The 19639-nt window shown below is 47.6% G+C and carries 14 protein-coding genes; 4 read left to right on the top strand and 10 right to left on the bottom strand.

What is annotated here, in order from left to right; genetic code table 11:
- Window positions 1-58 precede the first annotated feature (58 nt).
- The 8 genes from DP923_RS16355 to DP923_RS16320 all read right to left on the bottom strand — a co-directional run bounded on the left by DP923_RS16355 (window position 59) and on the right by DP923_RS16320 (window position 10815).
- A complete protein-coding gene (locus tag DP923_RS16355; RefSeq protein ID WP_112306905.1) occupies window positions 59-748 on the bottom strand; it encodes a recombinase family protein in 690 nt (229 codons plus the stop codon).
- Between the two features lie 167 nt (window positions 749-915).
- Complete coding sequence (locus tag DP923_RS16350; protein ID WP_112306904.1) at window positions 916-1758, bottom strand: tetratricopeptide repeat protein; 843 nt, start codon at window positions 1756-1758, stop codon at window positions 916-918.
- Between the two features lie 55 nt (window positions 1759-1813).
- Window positions 1814-2449, bottom strand: a complete 636-nt coding sequence (locus tag DP923_RS16345) for a hypothetical protein (RefSeq protein ID WP_112306903.1) — start codon at window positions 2447-2449, stop codon at window positions 1814-1816.
- Window positions 2450-2682: 233 nt separating this feature from the next.
- Window positions 2683-4266, bottom strand: a complete 1584-nt coding sequence (locus DP923_RS16340; protein ID WP_112306902.1) for an ATP-binding protein — start codon at window positions 4264-4266, stop codon at window positions 2683-2685.
- 4 nt (window positions 4267-4270) lie between these two features.
- On the bottom strand, window positions 4271-6268 hold the full coding sequence (locus tag DP923_RS16335) for an AAA family ATPase (RefSeq protein WP_112306901.1): 1998 nt from the start codon (window positions 6266-6268) through the stop codon (window positions 4271-4273).
- A gap of 5 nt (window positions 6269-6273) precedes the next feature.
- The gene (locus DP923_RS16330) at window positions 6274-6489 is read right to left on the bottom strand and encodes a DNA modification system-associated small protein (RefSeq protein ID WP_112306900.1); all 216 of its coding nucleotides are present in this window, start codon (window positions 6487-6489) and stop codon (window positions 6274-6276) included.
- A gap of 10 nt (window positions 6490-6499) precedes the next feature.
- The gene (locus DP923_RS16325; protein WP_112306899.1) at window positions 6500-8839 is read right to left on the bottom strand and encodes a DEAD/DEAH box helicase; all 2340 of its coding nucleotides are present in this window, start codon (window positions 8837-8839) and stop codon (window positions 6500-6502) included.
- A 2-nt stretch (window positions 8840-8841) separates the two neighbouring features.
- The gene (locus tag DP923_RS16320) at window positions 8842-10815 is read right to left on the bottom strand and encodes a site-specific DNA-methyltransferase (RefSeq protein ID WP_165838218.1); all 1974 of its coding nucleotides are present in this window, start codon (window positions 10813-10815) and stop codon (window positions 8842-8844) included.
- 359 nt (window positions 10816-11174) lie between these two features.
- On the opposite strand from DP923_RS16320, the gene DP923_RS16315 reads away from it, so the two are divergent.
- The 4 genes from DP923_RS16315 (at window position 11175) to DP923_RS16300 (ending at window position 16922) form a co-directional block, all read left to right on the top strand.
- Window positions 11175-12788 carry a hypothetical protein gene (locus DP923_RS16315; RefSeq protein WP_112306897.1) on the top strand — a complete coding sequence of 538 codons (1614 nt, stop codon included), beginning with the start codon at window positions 11175-11177 and terminating at the stop codon, window positions 12786-12788.
- A 94-nt stretch (window positions 12789-12882) separates the two neighbouring features.
- On the top strand, window positions 12883-15069 hold the full coding sequence (locus tag DP923_RS16310; RefSeq protein ID WP_165838217.1) for a TonB-dependent receptor: 2187 nt from the start codon (window positions 12883-12885) through the stop codon (window positions 15067-15069).
- Window positions 15051-15836 (top strand): DUF4249 family protein, encoded by a 786-nt coding sequence (locus DP923_RS16305; protein WP_112306895.1) that lies wholly within the window; start codon window positions 15051-15053, stop codon window positions 15834-15836. Before DP923_RS16310 ends, DP923_RS16305 begins: the two co-directional genes overlap by 19 nt.
- A gap of 135 nt (window positions 15837-15971) precedes the next feature.
- Window positions 15972-16922 carry a hypothetical protein gene (locus tag DP923_RS16300; protein WP_112306894.1) on the top strand — a complete coding sequence of 317 codons (951 nt, stop codon included), beginning with the start codon at window positions 15972-15974 and terminating at the stop codon, window positions 16920-16922.
- Between the two features lie 31 nt (window positions 16923-16953).
- Here the strand turns inward: DP923_RS16300 and DP923_RS16295 are convergent, their stop codons facing one another.
- Window positions 16954-17928 (bottom strand): nucleotidyl transferase AbiEii/AbiGii toxin family protein, encoded by a 975-nt coding sequence (locus DP923_RS16295; RefSeq protein WP_112306893.1) that lies wholly within the window; start codon window positions 17926-17928, stop codon window positions 16954-16956.
- Window positions 17925-18641 (bottom strand): type IV toxin-antitoxin system AbiEi family antitoxin domain-containing protein, encoded by a 717-nt coding sequence (locus DP923_RS16290; protein WP_125047762.1) that lies wholly within the window; start codon window positions 18639-18641, stop codon window positions 17925-17927. Before DP923_RS16290 ends, DP923_RS16295 begins: the two co-directional genes overlap by 4 nt.
- Window positions 18642-19639 lie beyond the last annotated feature (998 nt).

The raw sequence follows: 19639 nt of genomic DNA, 5'->3' as shown, positions 1-19639 counted from the left end.
ACTCTTATGCCACATAAGATACAAAAGATGAAGCACTTTCAATATAAATATAGTAAGCCTAAACTACGCTGGTGAGGGCATCCGTTTGAAGCTGCCCTTGTCGGATGTGAAGCCGCTGAACGGTGATGGCAAAGAACTTCTTCCCCCTGCGGGTGGTGAAGCCATGGCTGTTAAGCCGGTCAGCAATTTGCTGATAGGTCATATCCTTTTCCCGATACATCTGGATCAGTTCCGTGGCCTGTCGGTTGGCTTTGTGCGATGCTGCGTTCTCCTGCCGTATCTGAAGTCCTTTTGTCCTGGCTCCCTGGGTCAGGTTCTCAGGCGTACCCAAGGCAAAGCCCTGTAGCTTCTTTTGCTGGAGCGCGGCTCTGGTCCTGGAGCTGATTAACTCCCGCTCATGCTGGGCCAATACGGCGAAGATTCCGATGGTCAGGGTATTGGCATCGGGCATATCCACAGCAAGAAAGTCCACGTGGCTGTCACGCAGCTTAAAGATAAACCCGGCGTTACGACTGAGACGATCCAGTTTGGCAATCAGCAATTGGGCCTGCTCCCGCTTGGCCAGGGCGATGGCCGCCTCCAGTTCCGGACGGTCGTTGCGCTTGCCGCTCTCCACCTCAATGTGCTCGGCAAGTAGTGTGTCGCCGGGCTTGAGGAAGCCCTTCACCATCTCGCGCTGTGACTCCAGACCCAGCCCACTCTGGCCTTGCTTCTTTGTGGAGACCCGGTAGTAAGCCACGTACTTCATCTTCGCTACTCCTTATTATATAGGTGAAACTCGGGTCAAAGTTAGTTATAACATTTTACAAACGGACATTTATAAAGTGTTATACACAAAAATTCACATAGATAAATGTGTTTTCATTTAAAAACTTGTGAAGCCCAAGAGGGGAGAAGGAGAGCTGAGATACTTTTTCATTTTTCAAATGACACCCCATACTTCTTCACGTGTTGCTCATTTAAGTGCTTGAAATCTGACATATCTTTACTATAGCCATCTGTATCCCCTAGCTTTTCTTTGGCTCTAGCGCTTAATGCATAGGACAAAGGGTGGCTCGGGAAAAGAGAGATTAATTTCGTGGCACCATCCAATGAGCCCTGAAAGTCATTTACTGCGAATTTTGCTTCTGCACAGCTTTTTAATGCACCAAATAGCATGGGCTTGTATGCTGGATCCCGCTTAGCTTTACTTTCTTCTATTTCGATGGCTTTTTCCAAATCTGCAATGGCTTCCTTAAAGTCATATAACTCGGCTTTGGCCTCTCCTCTAAATTGATAGGCATATGAGCTGTTATCATTTAAGGAAATTGCCTGACTGCAATCTTCTACTACACCGGTGTAGTCTTTGGCTTTCTTCTTGATAAGCGCTCTTGAGACAAAATTATCAGATGTGGGAGCAAGCTCTATCACTTTCGAATAGTCATCAATCTGGCCAATAAGATCCCCCAAAAGCCCTTTACAAAGCCCTCTTCTATAAAAGGCGTCTTCTAGCTTTGGATTGAGCTCGATCACTTTTGTATAGTAGATAATTGCTTCCTGATAGTTCTTAATATTGAGTCTGAGATTCTGGGCGTGATTGTTCAACGCCTCGATGTAATCTGGTCTCAACTGAATCGCCTTCAGGTAAGACTCGCTCGCTGCTGTATAATTCCTCTGCTTATACTGTAAGTCATTCCCTTCCTGGAAGTAGTGCTCTGCTTCCATTACATAGCGGTTGCTATCACCCTCTTTTAAGAGTACAAAATCATATATTCCCATGTTTCCTTCAACTATTTCCTAAAAGCTGGCACCCAGGCAAAAGCCGATCTTGTGCCTAATTATCCTCTACTTTTAAGACCTCCGTTTTTTGCTCTTTACAAGCTTGCTTTATTATATCCACAACCTGCTTATACTGCTCATCCCTAACAAACTCAAGTTTAGTCGATGCCAACAGAAAAAAGCCCAGATGGCGAAGCACCTCTGCTTTCATGATCCGCTGCTCAGGGTCATTATCATCCAAGATACCCTCCAGTAGGGCCAAGTTTGTTTTCCATATCCTCTCCTCCCGAGGTGAGTTCACCAAGGCTTTACCTCGGCGTACACGATCATTGAATCTCCACCACAACTGTCTCCTCAGGTATAGCTCATCTTCCTTACTGCGGCTAAGCTTCCTCCTTAGTGCTTTGTCGTAATCCGTAATGGATAGGAACCGCACTGAGGGAATTTCCTTTTCACCGGGAAGCAGAGGCATAGGAAAGTACTCGCCTACTTCTTCCGCTTCATCTATCCAGAACAATTCTTTACAGGCTGGGCACTTAGTGATCTGCGGGAGCTCCGGGAGCATCGGTGCTTCCATCTTTCCATCAGTATAGTAAGCAGCGCCAAAGGTATTGCCAGAGTAAAGGACCTGCTTTTTCATCTGGTTCCCACACTTGGGGCACCTGATAACAATGGGTAGGGAGGGCATCATAACATTCGCATTTTAACCTGGCAGCCAATACTGCTCCAGCTCCCAAAAACACTCCAGATCAAACCGATGTCTAAGGGAACTGATCAACGTGAAATAATCCGCTTCATTAGTTTTGGCTCGACCAAATAAGGGTAGGCTGTCGTATCCTACTATAAAACCGCTTTTATCTCTACTTCAATAGGAACAGGAAAACCTGTTGGCTGCCACTTGGTTAAATTGAGAAATCAGTATTCTTAAATAAGGTGACTTACTTTAATCTTTTTATACTTTTTGCCCATACCAAGCGCAATGGCAGTTGGGTTTTTCAGTAAGATCTCTCCCTTTTGAAGCCCGGATATGGCTTGCTTTATCTCCTGGAACTCACCACCAGACACCCCGAAAAGATCCTTTATAACCCCATCATTAATGGACTGCTGCTTCATGATGAGCGGGTACTGCGCATTGGCATAGAAGTCAAAGTGCTCGCTCTTAAAGCTATCCATGTTCTGTGTAGCAAGTATAATACTTAGTCCTTTGTTACGGCCAACCGCAATCAGGTCACGGAGAGGTTTGTTATCAAAGCCCAGCATGTAATGTGCCTCATCAATGATAGTGAAATGCCGAAGTTCCACCAGGTCATTCTCTACTGCCTGTTTGGGGAGTTTCTCATAAAGCGTATTAAGCTTCGAGATAATGAAGTAAACTATGGCTTTCGCAATAGGTCCCTCCTTTGGAAAGCCATCCATTTTGATAATCAGGCTTTCCTGCACCAGGTCTAGCCGATCCTCTTTTATGAAAAGGTTACTTCGGATCAGTTGTTTCAGCACAGAGCTGATACTATCATCTTCATCCTGCTTTTTGTCGGGGCGTAGGCTATTGTAGGCTTTCAGTATCTGCTCAAAATCAATAGGCGCATTGCCGTTCAATTTGTATGCTTTGATGATAGCCTCTGCCAGGCGGTTGTTCATATTGGCGCTGATACGAGCGCTATCAATGGCCATCAAGGCATTGGATAGTTCGGTAGAGTAGAGGTTGATCTCATTTTGTGTCTTACCCCTAAAATCTTTAAAAGGGTTGAAGGGTAGGGGAGATACGATAGGGTCCAGGATAGCTGTTCTGTCCACCTCAAAAAGCTGCAGCCAATCGTTGTTGGCCGGATCCGAAAACTCTCCTTTATAGTCGAAGAGCAGGAAATTAACCGGATAAGAAGTATCGATGGAAATAGAGCGGAGCTCGTGGATTAGCACCGCCAGTGTATTGGATTTTCCAGAACCGGTGGTGCCCGCAATCAAAATTTGCGTGTTGGCAATATTAGTTGAGTTAAGGTCCAAATGCGCCTCCAAGTCGTCCTCGTAATGGCCGATGTGTAGGCTTAGGCTTGGGATACTGCCATAGGCGTTCTGGCTATTCTGGTTTACTTGTGCGTTTAGCCAGTTGTTCAGGTTATCTCCGTGAAGCAAGAACTCCGCTCCGCGCTTTACCTCATAGTTCACAATTTTGCGCATCGTGCTGGGGTTCTCAATATCAATATCAGTTTGCTGATACCGCAGCTTGAGCACCGCCGACCACAGGGGTTGTAAGTTGTTACGCTGAAAGACCGTGTCATGCATGGTGCCGTTGGCAGTCAATTTCATGTCCAGTATTTCCTGCTCTTCGCGTTTGTCAGCCATTGAAAGGCCTGCGATGAAGCTGACACGCAGCAACATGTTCTGAGAGATTGACACAGCTTTCTGCTCATGCCACTTCTTTAGGCTAACCTGCTCCTCCACACGCTCTTTTAAGCTGCCTAAAAGCTCATGGATGCCTTCCGCTATTTTGATGTTATTAAATAAGATCATGGCCTTAGTCCTCTATTGTTTTCCCAAAGTAACCCTCTGAAATCTGCGTACACTGCTCTTCCCTGTCCCGCTGCAGCGTAAACACTTTCGAAACATAAGCCTCAATTTTAGCCAGATCCTTTTCAGGACGTATTTCGCTGTCGGAGCTCAGAAGGATTGTCTGGTGTGAAAGCTGTGGGAAGTAATTCTCCAGTAGCGTGGTGCGGCTTGTCTCGTCCAGTACGCCCATCACCGTGTCTATCATCACAGGCGGGTCGTAGTCACCGTATTCGTGCAAAGCTTTGAGTAGTACCTGTACCACTACTTGTTTCGAGGCAGTGTTCAGTTGATTTAGGTATATCTCGTTGCCAGCCTTGTGGTAAATTTTAAAGGTAAGGTCTTTCAGATTTTCCGATAGCTCTACTCTGTCAACCACATCACGGTAAGCGGCCAGGTTAAGGTTCAGGTCGTTTTTCATCTTTGCCTCAATCTGCTGCTTTTTAGCCTTTAGTAACTGGTTAGCCGTATCCTCAAAGAATGGACGTAGCTTTTGCAGGGTATCATATTTAGGGTCAGGCTCATGGCCCGTTTGGATGTCGTATTGGTGCAGGCGCTTTTCTATCTGCTTCAGCTCATCGCTTAGTTGTTTCTGTTGTAGCTCAAGTTGCTTGATACGGCCTTCGTTGTCTTCGTAGTGCTTCAGTAAAGTATAGTCGCTTCCGGCAATCTGCGCCTTCATTTGCTCAGCCTGGGTTTGAAACATTTCTATCTGAGGTATAGAAAGGTTTAGTTCGAGCTGCTGCTGAAATAGCGCGGGAAATGGGTTTTTATAAGGATTGTTAACCAGTTGCTCCAACGACTTAAGCTCTGACTGCTCCAGAAATCCATATTCGTTGTTTTCCGGGCTTACTTTTTCAGATGCCATCACATATCTCACCAAATCGCTGACAGACAGCGAGTGGGCCCATAGCTCCTGTTGCTGCAGGTAGTCGGCTACTTTGGACACAATTTTCTCAACCAGTTCGGGACTCGCCTTTTTACTAGGCTGCTCCGATTCAGTGTTCTTCTTAAAAATAAGCGCTATTTCCTGCTTCAGCGATGCTGCCAGCTTCGGAAGCGCCACATGAGACTCTATGTTTTTGACAAACTCATCTACCTCCGAGTGGTACAGGCTTTCCTTCCGGAGAATGGATTCCACCTGTGCCTTCGCCTGTTCAATTTTGCTTTTAAGCGTTTCTTCCTGGTTCATGCCTGTCTTCAGGCTCTCGTAGAGGTGTTTATTACTCACCGAATACTCCAGGGCCTGCTCCAACTGCTCCTGTAAACGCTGCCCCTCAGCTTCCTTTGCTTTCTTCTGCTCCAGCAGGGTCAGGTATTCCTTTTTCTCGTTCTCTATTTGCAGGCGCTGAGCGGTATACTGCTGTAGCAGGTTTTCAGACGCTCTGGACAGGCTCATGTATTTGTTAAAGCCCATCACGTTTTCGATGTTCTCCCGAATCACCCGGTTTAGCTGATCTTCCTTCAGCAGGTTCCCAGCCTCCATGGCATCAAACAGGAAGTATCGGCTCAGTTCTTTAGGGAGGTTGGCCTTGATGATCTTGTTTACCTGGGCTTCCTGCTCCATACGCTGCGCATAGGGGGTAGCCGTGCCGTATTGGAAAATGCTGCCGTTCATGTTCAACTTCACACTCTCTACTGGCTTCCCTTCGGGATTCAGGGCATAGGTGCGCGTGAGCACATACTGTTGCTCCTGGTTGATTACCAATCCGCTAAAGTGCAGTTCCAACGTAATACGCTCTTCCTCTTTGCCGATAGCACCGGCATTGAGCAGCTGTTTGAACTCTGTGGAGGTATTGATGTGCAGGCCGTACAGGGCACCATAAATAGCCTCGAAAAAAGTGGTTTTACCGCCTCCGTTCGCTCCCCCTATCAATATGATAGGCCTGTCTGGCTGCACAGCTATGTTCAGGTCCAGGTTGAGGTAGGTTTTATAGTTGCGGGCTTTGATACGCTTGATGAGCATGGCTTCTACAATTTAGCTAAGGCTTTCTCAATGATTTTCTCAATGGCTTTTTCGTCCATCTCCTTATTGCTGATCTTGCGATCGTGGAAGCTTTTGAGAACCTCCTCCTTCACCCAATCGAAATCGAGCTGATGCTCAGTACAAAGGGCTTCTATCATGTTTACATCCTCTTTGCGGATGCCGTAGTGCACAAATGTGGTATCTAATCCTTTTCGGGCCATCAGTTTAGGGTTATGCCAGTTCGGCAGGGTTTAAGAAATTCCAACCAGTTAAGTCATTTGTATCTTCTATTCTGTTGGAGCAGTACCGGAAGGTTATCACGCCGCCAAGCTCTTCCCGTATCAGGACACCACCAATAAGCTGGCGAGCTGGGTTGGTGGCATTTTCCTGCTCCATGTACGCCACCAAGGCATTGTGCTTGTTGGGGGCCTCCTGATCAGATCTTCTTGTTTTGGTGTCGAACAGGCCGATCTTACCAGACTTGAACTTGACGATGAAGTCCACATAGAACAGGGCGAGCTCCCCCTGTAGGTTGGTGTAAGGCACCGCAAAGTGCTCTTTCCCCTGGTCACCGTTTTTGTACCACCAGTCTATATTATTAGCATGCTGTGCCAGAAAATCTTTGAATTGCCGCTCCGGATCGGAGGCGTTTATGTACTCAAAGAAAGGCTCCAGGGCATGGTGCACCGCATCCGCGTGCACGTAAACCTCGCTGTAGTAGCGTAGCTCCGGCACTTCCCAGGCTTTAGTTTCCACCCGGCGATGCTCGTTTCCTCGTGCGGCCTGCCAAGCCTCAAAACGTTCGAGCGCCTGCGCAATGAGTGGCACCAGCAGGGCTTTGTTTTGCGGGTACAGGTAAAACTTGCGGGCATCCGTTTCAAAAAGCCCCAGGTAATACTCGGCGAAGTGCAGGAGTGTTTCGCGAAGCTTTTTCCAGCTCTTGGAGCGGTTCAGGCGGGTGATGTTGTCGTAGCAGAAGCGGTCGAACATAGTCTTGAACTCGGCCACGGTAATGGCAAAGCGCTGCACCTGGTTTGTCTCCAGCACAATAGCGTTGACCTCGTAAGGGTCCAGCTCAATATCGGTGGGTATTATGATCTGATGCTCATCTATATCAAACTCCCAGAGGTTCTGCCGGAATGCCTCCCTGTTGAGCAAAGTCTGCTGCTCAATCTGCTCCGCTGCCTGGGGCGTGAACAGGTCTAGGTCGGGAAGTTGCCTTACCCCAAAACGCTGCGCCATCAGGTTAAAGAACACCGTCTCAAAAGCAGAGCTCAGCACACCTTTGGATGGACGGTCGTTGATGATGGTAGCCGAAGCAAGCGTGTCAAAAAGCATATTTTCCTGTTTTACCCGCTCGGCATACTGCGGCAGAAAGAAATCGGCATCTGCAGGCACCAGGTTGATGCGGCTGCTCTCGATGTTGGTGTACACGTAGCCGTAGTTCAGATCGTCGTGCTGGTAATGGCGCTGGTGCGGCATACGCAGGATGCGGCCTACTGTCTGCACCCCAAAATCCGGGCTCTGCACGGTGCGATAGCTTACCAGTACGGCAGCACGCGGACAGTTCCACCCCTGGGCAATTGCTTGCTTAAAGATCAGCACATCCTGAAATCCGTTGGGCTCTTCTAACCCGTCTTTGTCTTTCTCGCCAGACAGCCACACAGCCAGCCTACCGTTGGAGGTACTGATACCATACTCCATGTCGAGCAGCCCCACCAGTGTGTCGCGTATAGATTTGTCTTCTGCGCTGAGGGAGGCGTTGTCGGAGGGGAGCTGAATGAGCAGGAGCGGGTTTAATTTGTTCGGCCCCAACTCGGCTTCATACAGCTCTTTGAGTTCTTCCTTCTTAGCCATAGCAGTGCGCAGCAGATGCACGTGCACGTTCTCGCCATTTTGCTGTTCGGGATCCAGGCCGATATTCAGGCGCACACCCTTTTTAATCATCTGCTCGTTTACCACTTCCTGCCGTGAGATAAACACGCTGCGCTGCGGGCGCGTGGCCGGTGTGGCCGTAACCAAGATTTCTATCTCCGCTTTGATGAGACGGCGCACCTGCACGGCCTGAGCTCCTGTAAAGGCGCTAAGGTGTGCTTCGTCAATCACCAGTATAATTTTAGTGCCGTTGGCACGGGTTTTCTCCAGCAGGGTTTCCAGGTTGGTGCTGGTCTCGTTCTCACGTCGCCATATTTTCTTCAGGCTGTCTACGCTGCTCCAGTTCACGAAGAGCAGGTCTTTGGGGTGGAGCACCGGACTGGCACTCAGGTTGCTCAGGTCGATGCAGTTGAGCTTGCTGGTATCGGCGTAGAGCTGCTGCAGGCTCTGGAAACTCTGGATGTGCAGCGTGTTAGGCGCAAACCAAATAAAGGCTACGTTGTCGTGCAGGCCGGGCTGCAGGGGCAGCTCATCGGTGAGCCGCTCCAGGAAGGAGGCCATCATGACGGTTTTGCCGGAGCCGGTAGGGGCCTCTAAAAGTATAGGGACTTGCCGGGCAGGCTGTCCCAAGGCCTCATAGGTATGGGAAAGCAATTTATCTACGGCCTTCTCCTGAAATTCTTTAAGGATATACATGCTTAGGCTTCGGCTTGGGTGGTGGCAAACAAATCTGCTTCGGCAGCCTCGACTACCGGTGCGGTAGGAGACTTTCTATCCAGCTTCAGTACCCGGAAAGTGGCTTTGTAGGCATTGTAAATAGCCTCTGGTAGCGGCACTGCCTCTATTTTGTCGGCTACCTCCCAGAAGTCTTCGGCCAGTGTTTCTTTCTCAGGACTGAAGGCATAGAGGCGCACAGGCTCAGCCAGGCTTTGCAGGCCTTTGATGTAGCCTATAAGCTGCTCGCATACTTCGGTTTGCTGGCGGCTGTGGTATACCACTGTCAGGTGCTTGCCTTTGCCGTTGCTGAACAGGCGGCATTGTGCCGGGTTAAAGCCGTTGGCCTCCGTTAGATCGATATAGCAGTCTTCTTTGATGCAAAGTAGCTCGGTGCTGTGCTGGGTAAGCATACGTTTATGAGGCTCAGTAACCATGCTTGGTACAAAGCCGCTCTTGTAGTAGCGAAGGTTGTTTTGGGTGAGCCCCGCCACCTCCTGGCCTTTAGAGTTGGTATAGCCTTGTATCACGCGCCTATTACGCTCATAGGTTACCTCCTCGCAAATGTTATTCTCGTTATTTGTAACAAGTATACATTGCCGCTTGCCGCCGTCTTCTGCGTTGAGCTGCATGGTAGCGTGCAATGTGGTGCCAGAACCTGCAAAGAAGTCAAGGATGATTTTGGGATTAGGATGGATTGCCTGTAAAAAGTATTTTGAGGCGCTAACAGGCTTTGGGTATGGAAATTCGATTTCTAAAGTTTTAAATAACTCGTCATCGCTTGAACCATTATTATATATCGAGGGTGTATTCTCGAATAAATTCTCTTCTAATAAATACTTTCTTCTTGGTTGTGTACTTTCATCATCTCCAAAAAGGATAAGATTTCTTTCGAGCAAACTTTCCATTGTCTTTGAAGGATTCCTCCACCCCCTCGAAGGAACAGGACATGCTCTTCTTGTAATTGGATGGGTTAATGGAATGTAATAATCATCTGGGGCTTGTTCTTTATTTGGCCAAGCCATCGACACAGATTGATATACAAAGCCGTTTTCGTCAATAAACTTATATGCTTTCTCACCTCCAGAAAAATCTTGTCGGTTAAGCCAGGATTGAAATTCTTTGTTAACAAGCTCTAAATCATAAGTGACTTTAAAATCATCAAGAGCTTCCTTAGAAAAGTTGAAGGGTTTTATTACTTCTTTTATGGCATCAGGAATTTCAGTTTTGCCAATTTTTGAATATAGTTTCTTCGCTTTATTAAGTATTTGTACAGCGTTAGGTTTTGACCTACTTAAAGCATTTTCAAGCGCAGTAAATGATTGCTTATCTTTTGCATATATGAGGACATATTCGTGCATCGTAGCAACTCCCTTAGCATCACCTTTGGGATTTTGCTTATTCCAGATAACAGCACCTAAAAAATCCTCTTCTGAAAATATCTCTGTCTCCAATAATAAGTTTAGTGCATCAAATTCATTTTCATCAATATGAATTACCATTACACCTGTTTTACTTAGTAACTTCTTGGCAATACTTAATCTTTTGGAGATAAAATTCAGCCATAAAGAATGTTTGAAAGGGTGGTCTTTCAAAATCCACTTATCATTATAGCGAAATTCGTTTTCCTTTCCGGTGTTGTAGGGCGGATCTATATAGATGACGTCTACTTTACCTTCGTGGGTAAAGGTAAGAGCCGTTAGGGCGTGCAGGTTATCGCCTTCTATGAGGATGTGGTTGGGGTGCTCTTCTCCGTTTACAATAGCTTTCGCTGCTACTTCCTCCAGTACAGGCAAGTGCTGGCGTAGCTGTTCCTCCACTGCCTCAGGCTTGTCTTCCCATACCAGTCCGTACTTTTTCTGGTTCAGCAGGTCAATTAGGTAGCTGCGCTCTTCGGTGCTCAAGCTTTCCAGGCTTTTGAGTTTGTTTATCAGCTTGTGTTTCTCTTCTTTTCTCATCAGGTATGTCCAACTTCTCGGTTTCCGGCGGGCTAGCCGGTAGCGGTAAATAAGTTTATGTTTTAGCAAGTATAGCCAGTGCCCAAGGCAGTAGCCCATGTTGCACCATCTGTTGCCAAATATAATGAATTATAAATGTTTTAGGGCTATGGGAGGTTGAAGTGCTTGGCTAAACCTGCAGTAAAGTTCTCCAGAGGCATTTCTTATATAATTACAGCTACTATGTACTAAGATGAGCAGTTTAAAATGAAACAATCAAAATTTTATATATAATAAATATAACATATTTTTGCAGTACAATTTAAATTGGCTGCTACATAGGCTCCATCTGATTGAAAACAAATCTTAATAAATACATAATGGTAACAAGAAAGCTTACGGCACTGGCACTCTGCTGCCTAGCCCTGTTCTCTAGCTGCGACAAAGACGACAGCAGCGCAGAGGTGGAGCAGCTCGAGAAAGAGCTGATCGCGGAGAAAGGGAAAACAGTTGTGGATCTCAGAAAAGAGGGAGACAACCTCATCATCGTTTACAGCAATGGCACAACCAGCACAGTCCCTTACACTGATGCCATGAAAGGCAACATCGGTGGGCAAGATGGTAAAGACGGTGTTGGCATTGAAAGCATCACCTACAACGAAGAAACCGGTATGCTCACCATTAAACTCACGAATGGAGAGGTAACTGCGTTTAAAATTACCGCCAATGGCACTGCATGGGATGCTGTGCTGGTGGGAGACACCAACGGCAGTCTGTTTATTACGGAGGCTTTAATGGGCTCTGTGCCAGTTTTGAAGGCTGAATACAATGACGCTTACCAGCTGACATACCTGGAGAGTAACCGCGCCGTGGATATGCAGACACGCAAAGCGTTTGATCTGACCAAAACTTATACTAACGGCACTCTGGATAAGCTTACGCTTAATAAGTATGCAACAGAAGACATAAAGGATCAACATGCCTACGAGTATGTATCAGAACGTTACAATACTCAGGTAACTTTTGCAGCGTTCAAGCAATACACCTTTAAAGAACAAAACGGAGACGGGACATTTGCATTCTACATGTATGATGGTGAGCGCAACGGGGAGCACCGCTATAGGAAATATGCCAAATGTATTTCCGTTCCGTCAAGTAGCGCAGAATATGATACATATGAGGTAATAAGAAAGCATAGCGACACCGAGTACTATTACTATCAGAGTGCTCACTCATCTTCAGAAGAGAGAATTTATGCCCTTAACCACATCATTACCATCCTGCCAGATGTGGCAGCCGGTGATCTTAGAGCCTCGGTTGTCAGTGATGTGGAAACAGACTCTCAAGGCCGCGTTATCAAAAGTTATGAAGGCAGCGCTGAAGGAAGCCAGTCGACTAAGTACATCAGCTATGAGTACAATGCCGCAGGCCTGGTAAAGACCTCAAAAACCTATCTGAGGAATGCACAGGGCAACTGGAGCACAACTGGGGAGATTGATAGCTATACTTATAATGCCGAGAATCGACTTACCTCAGTTACTCGCACCTTCACAGATGGTTCCACAGCAGAAGTGCAAAAAGCGGTATACGACAGTAATGGCAACCCGACAGCAGTTTGGGCATGGCAGCCAGCGGTGTATGACCATAGCTGGAAACTAGATGTCCCTACCGGACAGTGGGTGCCAACATCCAAACTAATCCGTGCAGCGGGCTTACACAAAGTGGCTGATATCGAGTACGAAACTGCTTATAAAAACTTCTTGGGTAACACCATCACAGCGCTGGTACCTGAGCTGGAAGGCTACAGAATTGTTAATGCTATTAAACGAGTTACTGTACCTAACTCCTACACGTTCGCAAACATAGAGTATAAGGATTTTAATGAGAATGGCTATCCGCGTAGAATGAAGATGGACGCTTCATACATTGAATCTGATGACACCTTCAGTATAAACTATGAGGTAGTGCTGAATTACAAAGTGAAGAGCAAGTAGCAATTAATAAAAGATGCCCTCTGCCATTAGGCAGGGGGCTTTTGTTGTTATGAGGGGTGCGGTATTATTCATTTTTTCTCTGTTCATCCCAGCCTTGCTGTATGGTCAGGTGAAGGGCACTGTTTACGATAGTGACACAAAACAGCCTTTGCCTGAGGTGTTGGTTAGCACCACAGTAGCCCATACAGTCAGTGACTGGAGGGGAAGTTTCTCCCTACCGGCCAGTGTGCCTGCCGATAGCAGCGTACTGCTTCGTTTCAGCCACCCCCGCTATCAAGACACCACTGTACGCGTTCACCAGCCTGCCACACTGAGGCTGTATCTGAAACCGGGGGCGATTAACTTGAACGAAGTTGAGATTGTCGCTGCAGAAGGTGTTGGACTTGAAACCGTTACCCTTGCCAGAAAAGAACTGGAAATCATAAACAAGCCACTCGGCGAAGCAGACCTGATAAGGGCACTACAGTATAAGCCAGGGGTGCTGCAGACGGGTGAGATGCAAACTGGCCTTTTTGTGCGAGGCGGTAAAAATTCTCAGACGGCCATGCTTCTGCAAGGCATCCCTATCTTCAATGCTGCCCACCTCCTGGGCATCAACAGTTCCCTTGATCCGGATGCGTTTGAATCCGTGACCCTCACCTCGGGAGGCTTTGCCGCGAGCGAGGGCGGCTGGCTGTCAGCTTACCTGAAGGCTGTGCCCCGCGCCACGGAGCCTCTTACCCATCAGCTGAAGGTTGGAGCTGGTGTGCTGAGCTCGGAGGTGAGCTATCAACGGCACCTGCCGAAGTATAAGACCAATGTGTTCGCGAAAGCAAAGTCATCTTACTATCAGCTGGTGGCAAAGGCTTATGAGCAACTTCACCGTAAGGACGAGCAAGATAACCCCCTGCCGGACTATGCCTTTCAGGATATGAACCTGCAGGTGCACACCACCTTGCCGAAAGGCAGCCTATCGGTGGCTTTGTTCGGAAGCCAAGACAGGTACGACGGCACTACAGACCGCTTCTCGCTTGCCTCTGACTGGGGCAACCGCCTGCTGACTGCCCGTTGGAAACACAGATTCGGGCCCACCTGGCTGGAGCTCACCCAAGGGTACAGCCAATATGCTTTCTCCATGGAGCACCGGCGACAGGAAACTCAGTTTCTCGACCAGACGACCTCCGGGCATTTCTCCAACCTGCTGTTTGGTCTGCCACTCAGTAGCCAGGGATTTATTGAAATGGGAGCGTTTATGCAGCATATGAAAGCCTCGATGCATTCACTCCAGCAAGACAGGGAAGGCCGCTTGCTGAATGAGACTGCGTTTAGAGAGAAACTGCCCATCAGCGGCCTTTTTGTACAGACGCAGACTACTTTAGGTAAGCTGACATATGCTGCCGGGGCACGTTTGTATCAGCATGAAGAGCAGCTATTGCCAGCACCGCGTTTGAAAATAGGGGTTGCTGAAGACAGTTGGACCGCTAGTTTCTACTATGACCGCACCTACCAGTTCCATCACCAGGTAAATGTGCTAGGCATCAACATGCCCTTTGACTTCTTCCGTTTCACTTCAGGTAAACTGCCTGTGCAGCGATCGGATCAAGTGGGGCTGTCTATCAGTAAACCTGTAAAGCAGCATAAGTTGGCTACAAGTATTTACCACCGTTGGCTTAAAGGCCAGCTCTACTATGCCAACGGAATGGATTTGCTGACTGACTTTGAGCAGCGCTTCCAGCCGCATGCAGGCCGGGCCTATGGTGCCGAACTGGAGCTGCAGGCCCAGTGGTCTCCGCTTGCAATAGATATTAGCTATACCTTAGCCTATGCTAAGATAGCACTTGAAGATAGACACGGTCGTAGGGAGTGGGTGTATCCGGTGCAAGATGTGCGACATCAGCTTTCAACAACGATACAATACAACCTTGGCAAAAGTTGGCAGCTTTCAGGGCAGTGGTTCCTGCAGACAGGCAGCCCCTATACTTTTCCGGTGGGCATCATCCCGGCGCAGGGCATGACGCCCGGAGAAGCGCCTAGAGTACTTCCTGCTTTCGAACGGTTTAATAACATAAGGACACCAATACGACACCGGCTTGATGTAGGGGTGACCTACAAAAAGCAGCATAACAAAAGCACCTCCGAATGGAGCGCCGGGGTGTACAACCTATATAACCGCGCCAACCCTTACTTCCTGTACTTCGACGTAGCCCGAAAGGAGGACGGCACAGGTAAAATCACCGCCAGGCAACGGTCCTTGCTTCCTTTAACACCAACCCTTCGGTATACATGCACATTCGACCTATAGCACTTATTCTATTTCTATTGATGACTTCCTGTGCCTTGAAGGAGGAGGCTGAGCTTGTGATGCCGGCAAGTCCGGCCAGGCTTTTCGTGGAGGGGTACCTTGTGCCTGGAGAGCCCATCAGGCTGAGCCTGATCCGTACCAGCAGCTTTCAGGAGGACCTGTCGCTGCAGCTGGTTTGGAATGCTCATGTAGAGTTGATGCTTCCTGATACAGTTATCCGATTGCAGAACATTTTCTACAAGGATAAAGTCAGCGGAAAAATGGTAAACTATGCCAGCCCTTACCGTTTACCTGCTATCCTTCCGGAAGACTCCGTTCGGCTACGCATCATTACTGTAAACAATGCCGATACACTTTATGCCGCCACTGAAACCGTAGCACCAGTTGTGATTACTGATTGGGTCTTTAACGGCACTCAGATCAGGCTGAGTTTTACAAATGGACCTGATGCCAGGCACCGCTTCTATGGCGTCTATCTGGAATATGAGCTAGCGGGGCAAACTATTAGAAAGTCGGAATATTATGATTATTCACTCTCCAGTGAGCCAGAACTGAGCATCCGTTTGGATGTTCCCGACGGGAAACAACCTTACCGTATTATACTTTACCGCATCACCCCTGACAACTATCATTTTCAGCGGGCGCTGCAGCAGGCTTCCCGCTCAAATGTTGATCCCTTCGAGCCCCCAGTTGTGCTGCCATCAAATGTTCAGGGAGGGCAGGGGATTTTTACCTACAGTACACAAGACACGTTGGTCATAGAATAAATTTATAACTGGTGCTTGATCATCAAGACACACATTGTTCCCTGACAAGACACTAACAGAGGAGATAAGATGAGCTACCCGCCTATCGAATACAGGCGAGAAGGTGTATTGATAAGCTAAACCTACTTTTACTGTATGCATATTATATATCTTGACCAGTTTGCAACAAGTGGAATGTTTGATTCAACAGGAATTCCAGAATGGGAAGAGATTCGAAGCTTGCTACATACTGGGGTAACGATGAATAAGATTATTTGCCCGATGTCAGTTGAGCATTACCTAGAGACATCTCAAAAAGACTCTGCTAGAGCCGCTCACCTTGACACTGAGTTTTATAAACTATCTATGGGCTATGCTTTCAAAGCAGAACCGTTTATTACCTCTCAACTGATGATATCCGCTGTTAGGAAAAACAACATAACAATCAGAACCTTTCTTCATGACAAGATTAAGAAGGGCATCTTAGAAGATGAGGGGAATTACCAGGCATTACACAGGCAAAAGATTGAATTCAATATGAAAGCTGCGGAAGCTACTGTGGTGGCGCATCATATAAGAAAGATTGCTAGACATAAAAAAGTCGACAGCAAAGTAGGTCAGAGCATTCTTGCAGCCTCCAGGTTCATCACCTTAAGTCACTTCCTTGAAAGGCTCAATGCCCTACTGGTGCATGGACATATTATTATTCGTCCTGTTTCCTTCCCTTCAGGCGACATTCCTAATTGGATAGACTCAATTATTTACCAACTAACCAACAGACACAGAATGACTAAAAAAGAGTTGAAGACTCTAATTTCACATTTGAGGAAATTTGAATTCACTAGAATTCCAACACTTGATATTAGAACATCTCTTAGCGGACTCATAGCTGTTAATAATAAGAATGAAAACCCGAATGATCAGATTGATATTGGCAGGATAGCAACGGGACTTGCTTTATCAGATATTCTACTAACCGACAGCCAACGTAAGAGTGAGATTCAAGAACTGGGGCTTGATAGTAAATACAGAACTAAAGTCTTTTCTGGGAAAAAGAAAGATCTGGAGCAGCTTATTGGGGAGCTTAAAAGTATAGTTGCCATGTAGCCGATCCGTTTGGCACTACATTAGGTCTGTTTTAGCTCTCCCTACTCCTAAGTATCTTGAGGCGTGTAGCGACTGTTTCCAAGTCAGCAATTACTGCCTCTGGGTCAGGAAGTGTGCCATACACGAGGGAGCGGAATTCCTGCTGGTAGGCCGTCTCTAAAGAATTCCAGGCTCCTCTTACATTGGCGAATAGCAGGCAGGCATCCAGCGGCTGCATGGCCCAGTCCCCTTGAAACTCGCTGTTGCGGGCATCATCGGCCTGTACAGCCTTGATCATTTGGAAGAAGTTCTCACTGTGCAGGAAAGCAGTCACTACAGGTGATTTTAGCATGGCGTGCAGGTCGTATACATGGCGGATCTTGCTACCTAACTCATCTACCGGTTTTTCGGCATAGGAGGCACGCACCAGGGCCAGTACTTTCTCTGTGAAGGTGCGCTCCAAGCTCACCACATTTACCTCAAAAGGCTCTAGCTCGTATTGTCGGATCATATCCAGCAAGCCACGTTGAGCCATAAACTGGCTGATGTAGGTCTTGATCGGCATCAGCTGGTGCGGATTGGGGCTGGCAAAGGAGTTGATCTCCACCAGGATCTTGTCGGTTGCCTGGCCGTAGTCTCCCTGCACTGAGGCCCCGTAGTCGTGCAGCGTTTTGCGGAAGCGGGAGCCTTTGCTGGTCCTGTGCGGGTCATCTACCTCCACCATGTCCTTTGTGATCTCTTTTGAGATTTTACGGATCAACTGCATGACCTGGTTGTTAGTCATGCCTTCGTCGGCATTGATGGCCAAGTCGATGTCCTCGGAAAAGCGCTCAATCAGGTTGTAGGCCTTGGATAGCGAGGTGCCGCCCTTGAAGATGGCTTGCTCCACGTAGGGGGAGTGGGCCAGGCGGTAAAGCACCAGCGTCACCCAATAGTCTTTCTCCACATATACGTCCCTAATCTGCAGGGCCTCTGCAGTGGCCGTAATGGCATCCCGAAACACCTCCGGGTTTTGGTGCAGGTTCATATAATATTCCAGTCTTTTCTGTTGGGCAAAATGCTCTCGCTAATGCCCAGTTTGTATTTAGTCAGCGGGTTTAGTGACTGCCTTAGTCTGTCTGCTTCCTGTGCGTAGCCCAGCTGCTCCAGTAGAGCTCCCAGCAGGGCACGGGTAGCGGGATTGTAGTCTAGTGCCAGCTCTATGAGCCGATCCATGTCGCGTTCGGCTAACTCTTTGATATACTTAAGCAAAATGAGGATAGTCTTCTCGCTGTTGCGGTCCGGAATCTTCTTGTAACCGCGCATTGCGTCCAGGACCTGAAGCTTGTCGATGTCAGACTCCTTGAAGCTGGTGGGGCTTTGAACATAACGGATTTTGGTTTTCCCGACGTTCGCTACCCGGCGCTGCTTGCGTGTCATCAGCGTCACCTCCTGGGGAACCTGCGTGGTCAGGCCCAGCTGGTTGTAAAGCCCCAAACCGCTCTCGTACCCTTTGACTTTGCCTTTGGAGGTGCTAAGACTCTTGATGATCTCTTTTTCGGATGGTCTCACTTTCCCGAAAACAGTTTCCTTAGGCTTATAGTAGCGGCCTTTTGCCAGCCGGTTGATCACCCCTTGCTTGGCCAGGCGGCTGAGCGCCGCAGCCAAGGCCTCCAGCTGGCTGTCGCTTACCTGAAAGTCGGCATAAGTCAGCAGCTGACCGGGCTGGGCCTGTTCAATTCTTTCCCGGACTTGCTGCATGATGCTCATAATTGTTTCTGCCTTATGCAATTCTTCTATAAAGGTAAATCTTGATGTCTACTTTGTCAAGTTTTTTTGTTATAAAACTTGACAAAGTAGACATCACATTGCAGTTACTTATATTTTAAATTGCAGTTTCTTATAAATGGTCTGAGTTATTGCTTAATTCTTTATTTGCAGTCTCTGTACTTGAACTTTTAGATTAATAATACCTACAGTAACCAGTTTATTGTATAAAGCGAAAGAAGGATGCACAAAAGCAGACACGGAACAAAATCTAACACTAAAGACTGAACAGCCCTGTAGGAGCTGTTGGAGAAAAGCCTGCTTAGTAAAGAAGGAGAGAAAAAAGCAACTATCTCTGTCTACAAAGGCCGGAATGTCGGATAAATGTCTGATATATTGAACATCAGCTTCAAAACACTGATAAATAACCAATTACTTATCTTTGACTACTAATCAAGATATGGGTTAAATAATTGTAAATCAATAATTTAAATACGATTTAATTCCCGAGTTCACGTTATATTAGGAAGATCGTCTACTAGAATGGAAAGCCTATGGGCTTGGTGCGGGACTATTATGCCAAGACAAATGTGCTGCAGTGAAACGGGAAGCTGGTAAGCGAGCGGCCAGACGTGCGGCAGGGCACCAGCATCTCCTATAACGATCAGGGGCAGAAGGTAGAGGAGGCGATTTATAAAGATGGCCAACTGACAGGAAGCGTGCGTTGCTGGGGAGATGACGGGAAGGAGATCCTTAGTAAAAAGATATATAGGACTGTGACGGTGCTAGAGCCGCAGGTGGGTTACCTGGTGAGCTACTATAACCCGGGCAACAGCAGGACCCTTATTCCTGTGACTCTCCCGGAGAACACCGTGCGCTGGTACTATGAGTTCACCGCCTATCGCAACAAGGCGGACGTGGAGGCGATAAGGAACACTTTTCAGCTTGCCTCAGACTATCTATATTCATTGATCAAACTGGCTTCCTGAAGC

It is taken from the genome of Pontibacter arcticus, assembly GCF_003284895.1.
GTDB lineage: Bacteria > Bacteroidota > Bacteroidia > Cytophagales > Hymenobacteraceae > Pontibacter > Pontibacter arcticus.
Note: the sequence above shows the minus strand (reverse complement) of the source record. Positions and strands in the feature narration are given on the sequence as shown.

Excerpts from the sequence above, each read along its gene's own strand:
- DP923_RS16355 (WP_112306905.1), bottom strand. The coding sequence starts at position 748 with ATGAAGTACGTGGCTTACTACCGGGTCTCCACAAAGAAGCAAGGCCAG.
- DP923_RS16350 (WP_112306904.1), bottom strand. The coding sequence starts at position 1,758 with ATGGGAATATATGATTTTGTACTCTTAAAAGAGGGTGATAGCAACCGC.
- DP923_RS16345 (WP_112306903.1), bottom strand. The coding sequence starts at position 2,449 with ATGATGCCCTCCCTACCCATTGTTATCAGGTGCCCCAAGTGTGGGAAC.
- DP923_RS16340 (WP_112306902.1), bottom strand. The coding sequence starts at position 4,266 with ATGATCTTATTTAATAACATCAAAATAGCGGAAGGCATCCATGAGCTT.
- DP923_RS16335 (WP_112306901.1), bottom strand. The coding sequence starts at position 6,268 with ATGCTCATCAAGCGTATCAAAGCCCGCAACTATAAAACCTACCTCAAC.
- DP923_RS16330 (WP_112306900.1), bottom strand. The coding sequence starts at position 6,489 with ATGGCCCGAAAAGGATTAGATACCACATTTGTGCACTACGGCATCCGC.
- DP923_RS16325 (WP_112306899.1), bottom strand. The coding sequence starts at position 8,839 with ATGTATATCCTTAAAGAATTTCAGGAGAAGGCCGTAGATAAATTGCTT.
- DP923_RS16320 (WP_165838218.1), bottom strand. The coding sequence starts at position 10,815 with ATGAGAAAAGAAGAGAAACACAAGCTGATAAACAAACTCAAAAGCCTG.
- DP923_RS16315 (WP_112306897.1), top strand. The coding sequence starts at position 11,175 with ATGGTAACAAGAAAGCTTACGGCACTGGCACTCTGCTGCCTAGCCCTG.
- DP923_RS16305 (WP_112306895.1), top strand. The coding sequence starts at position 15,051 with ATGCACATTCGACCTATAGCACTTATTCTATTTCTATTGATGACTTCC.
- DP923_RS16300 (WP_112306894.1), top strand. The coding sequence starts at position 15,972 with ATGCATATTATATATCTTGACCAGTTTGCAACAAGTGGAATGTTTGAT.
- DP923_RS16295 (WP_112306893.1), bottom strand. The coding sequence starts at position 17,928 with ATGAACCTGCACCAAAACCCGGAGGTGTTTCGGGATGCCATTACGGCC.
- DP923_RS16290 (WP_125047762.1), bottom strand. The coding sequence starts at position 18,641 with ATGCAGCAAGTCCGGGAAAGAATTGAACAGGCCCAGCCCGGTCAGCTG.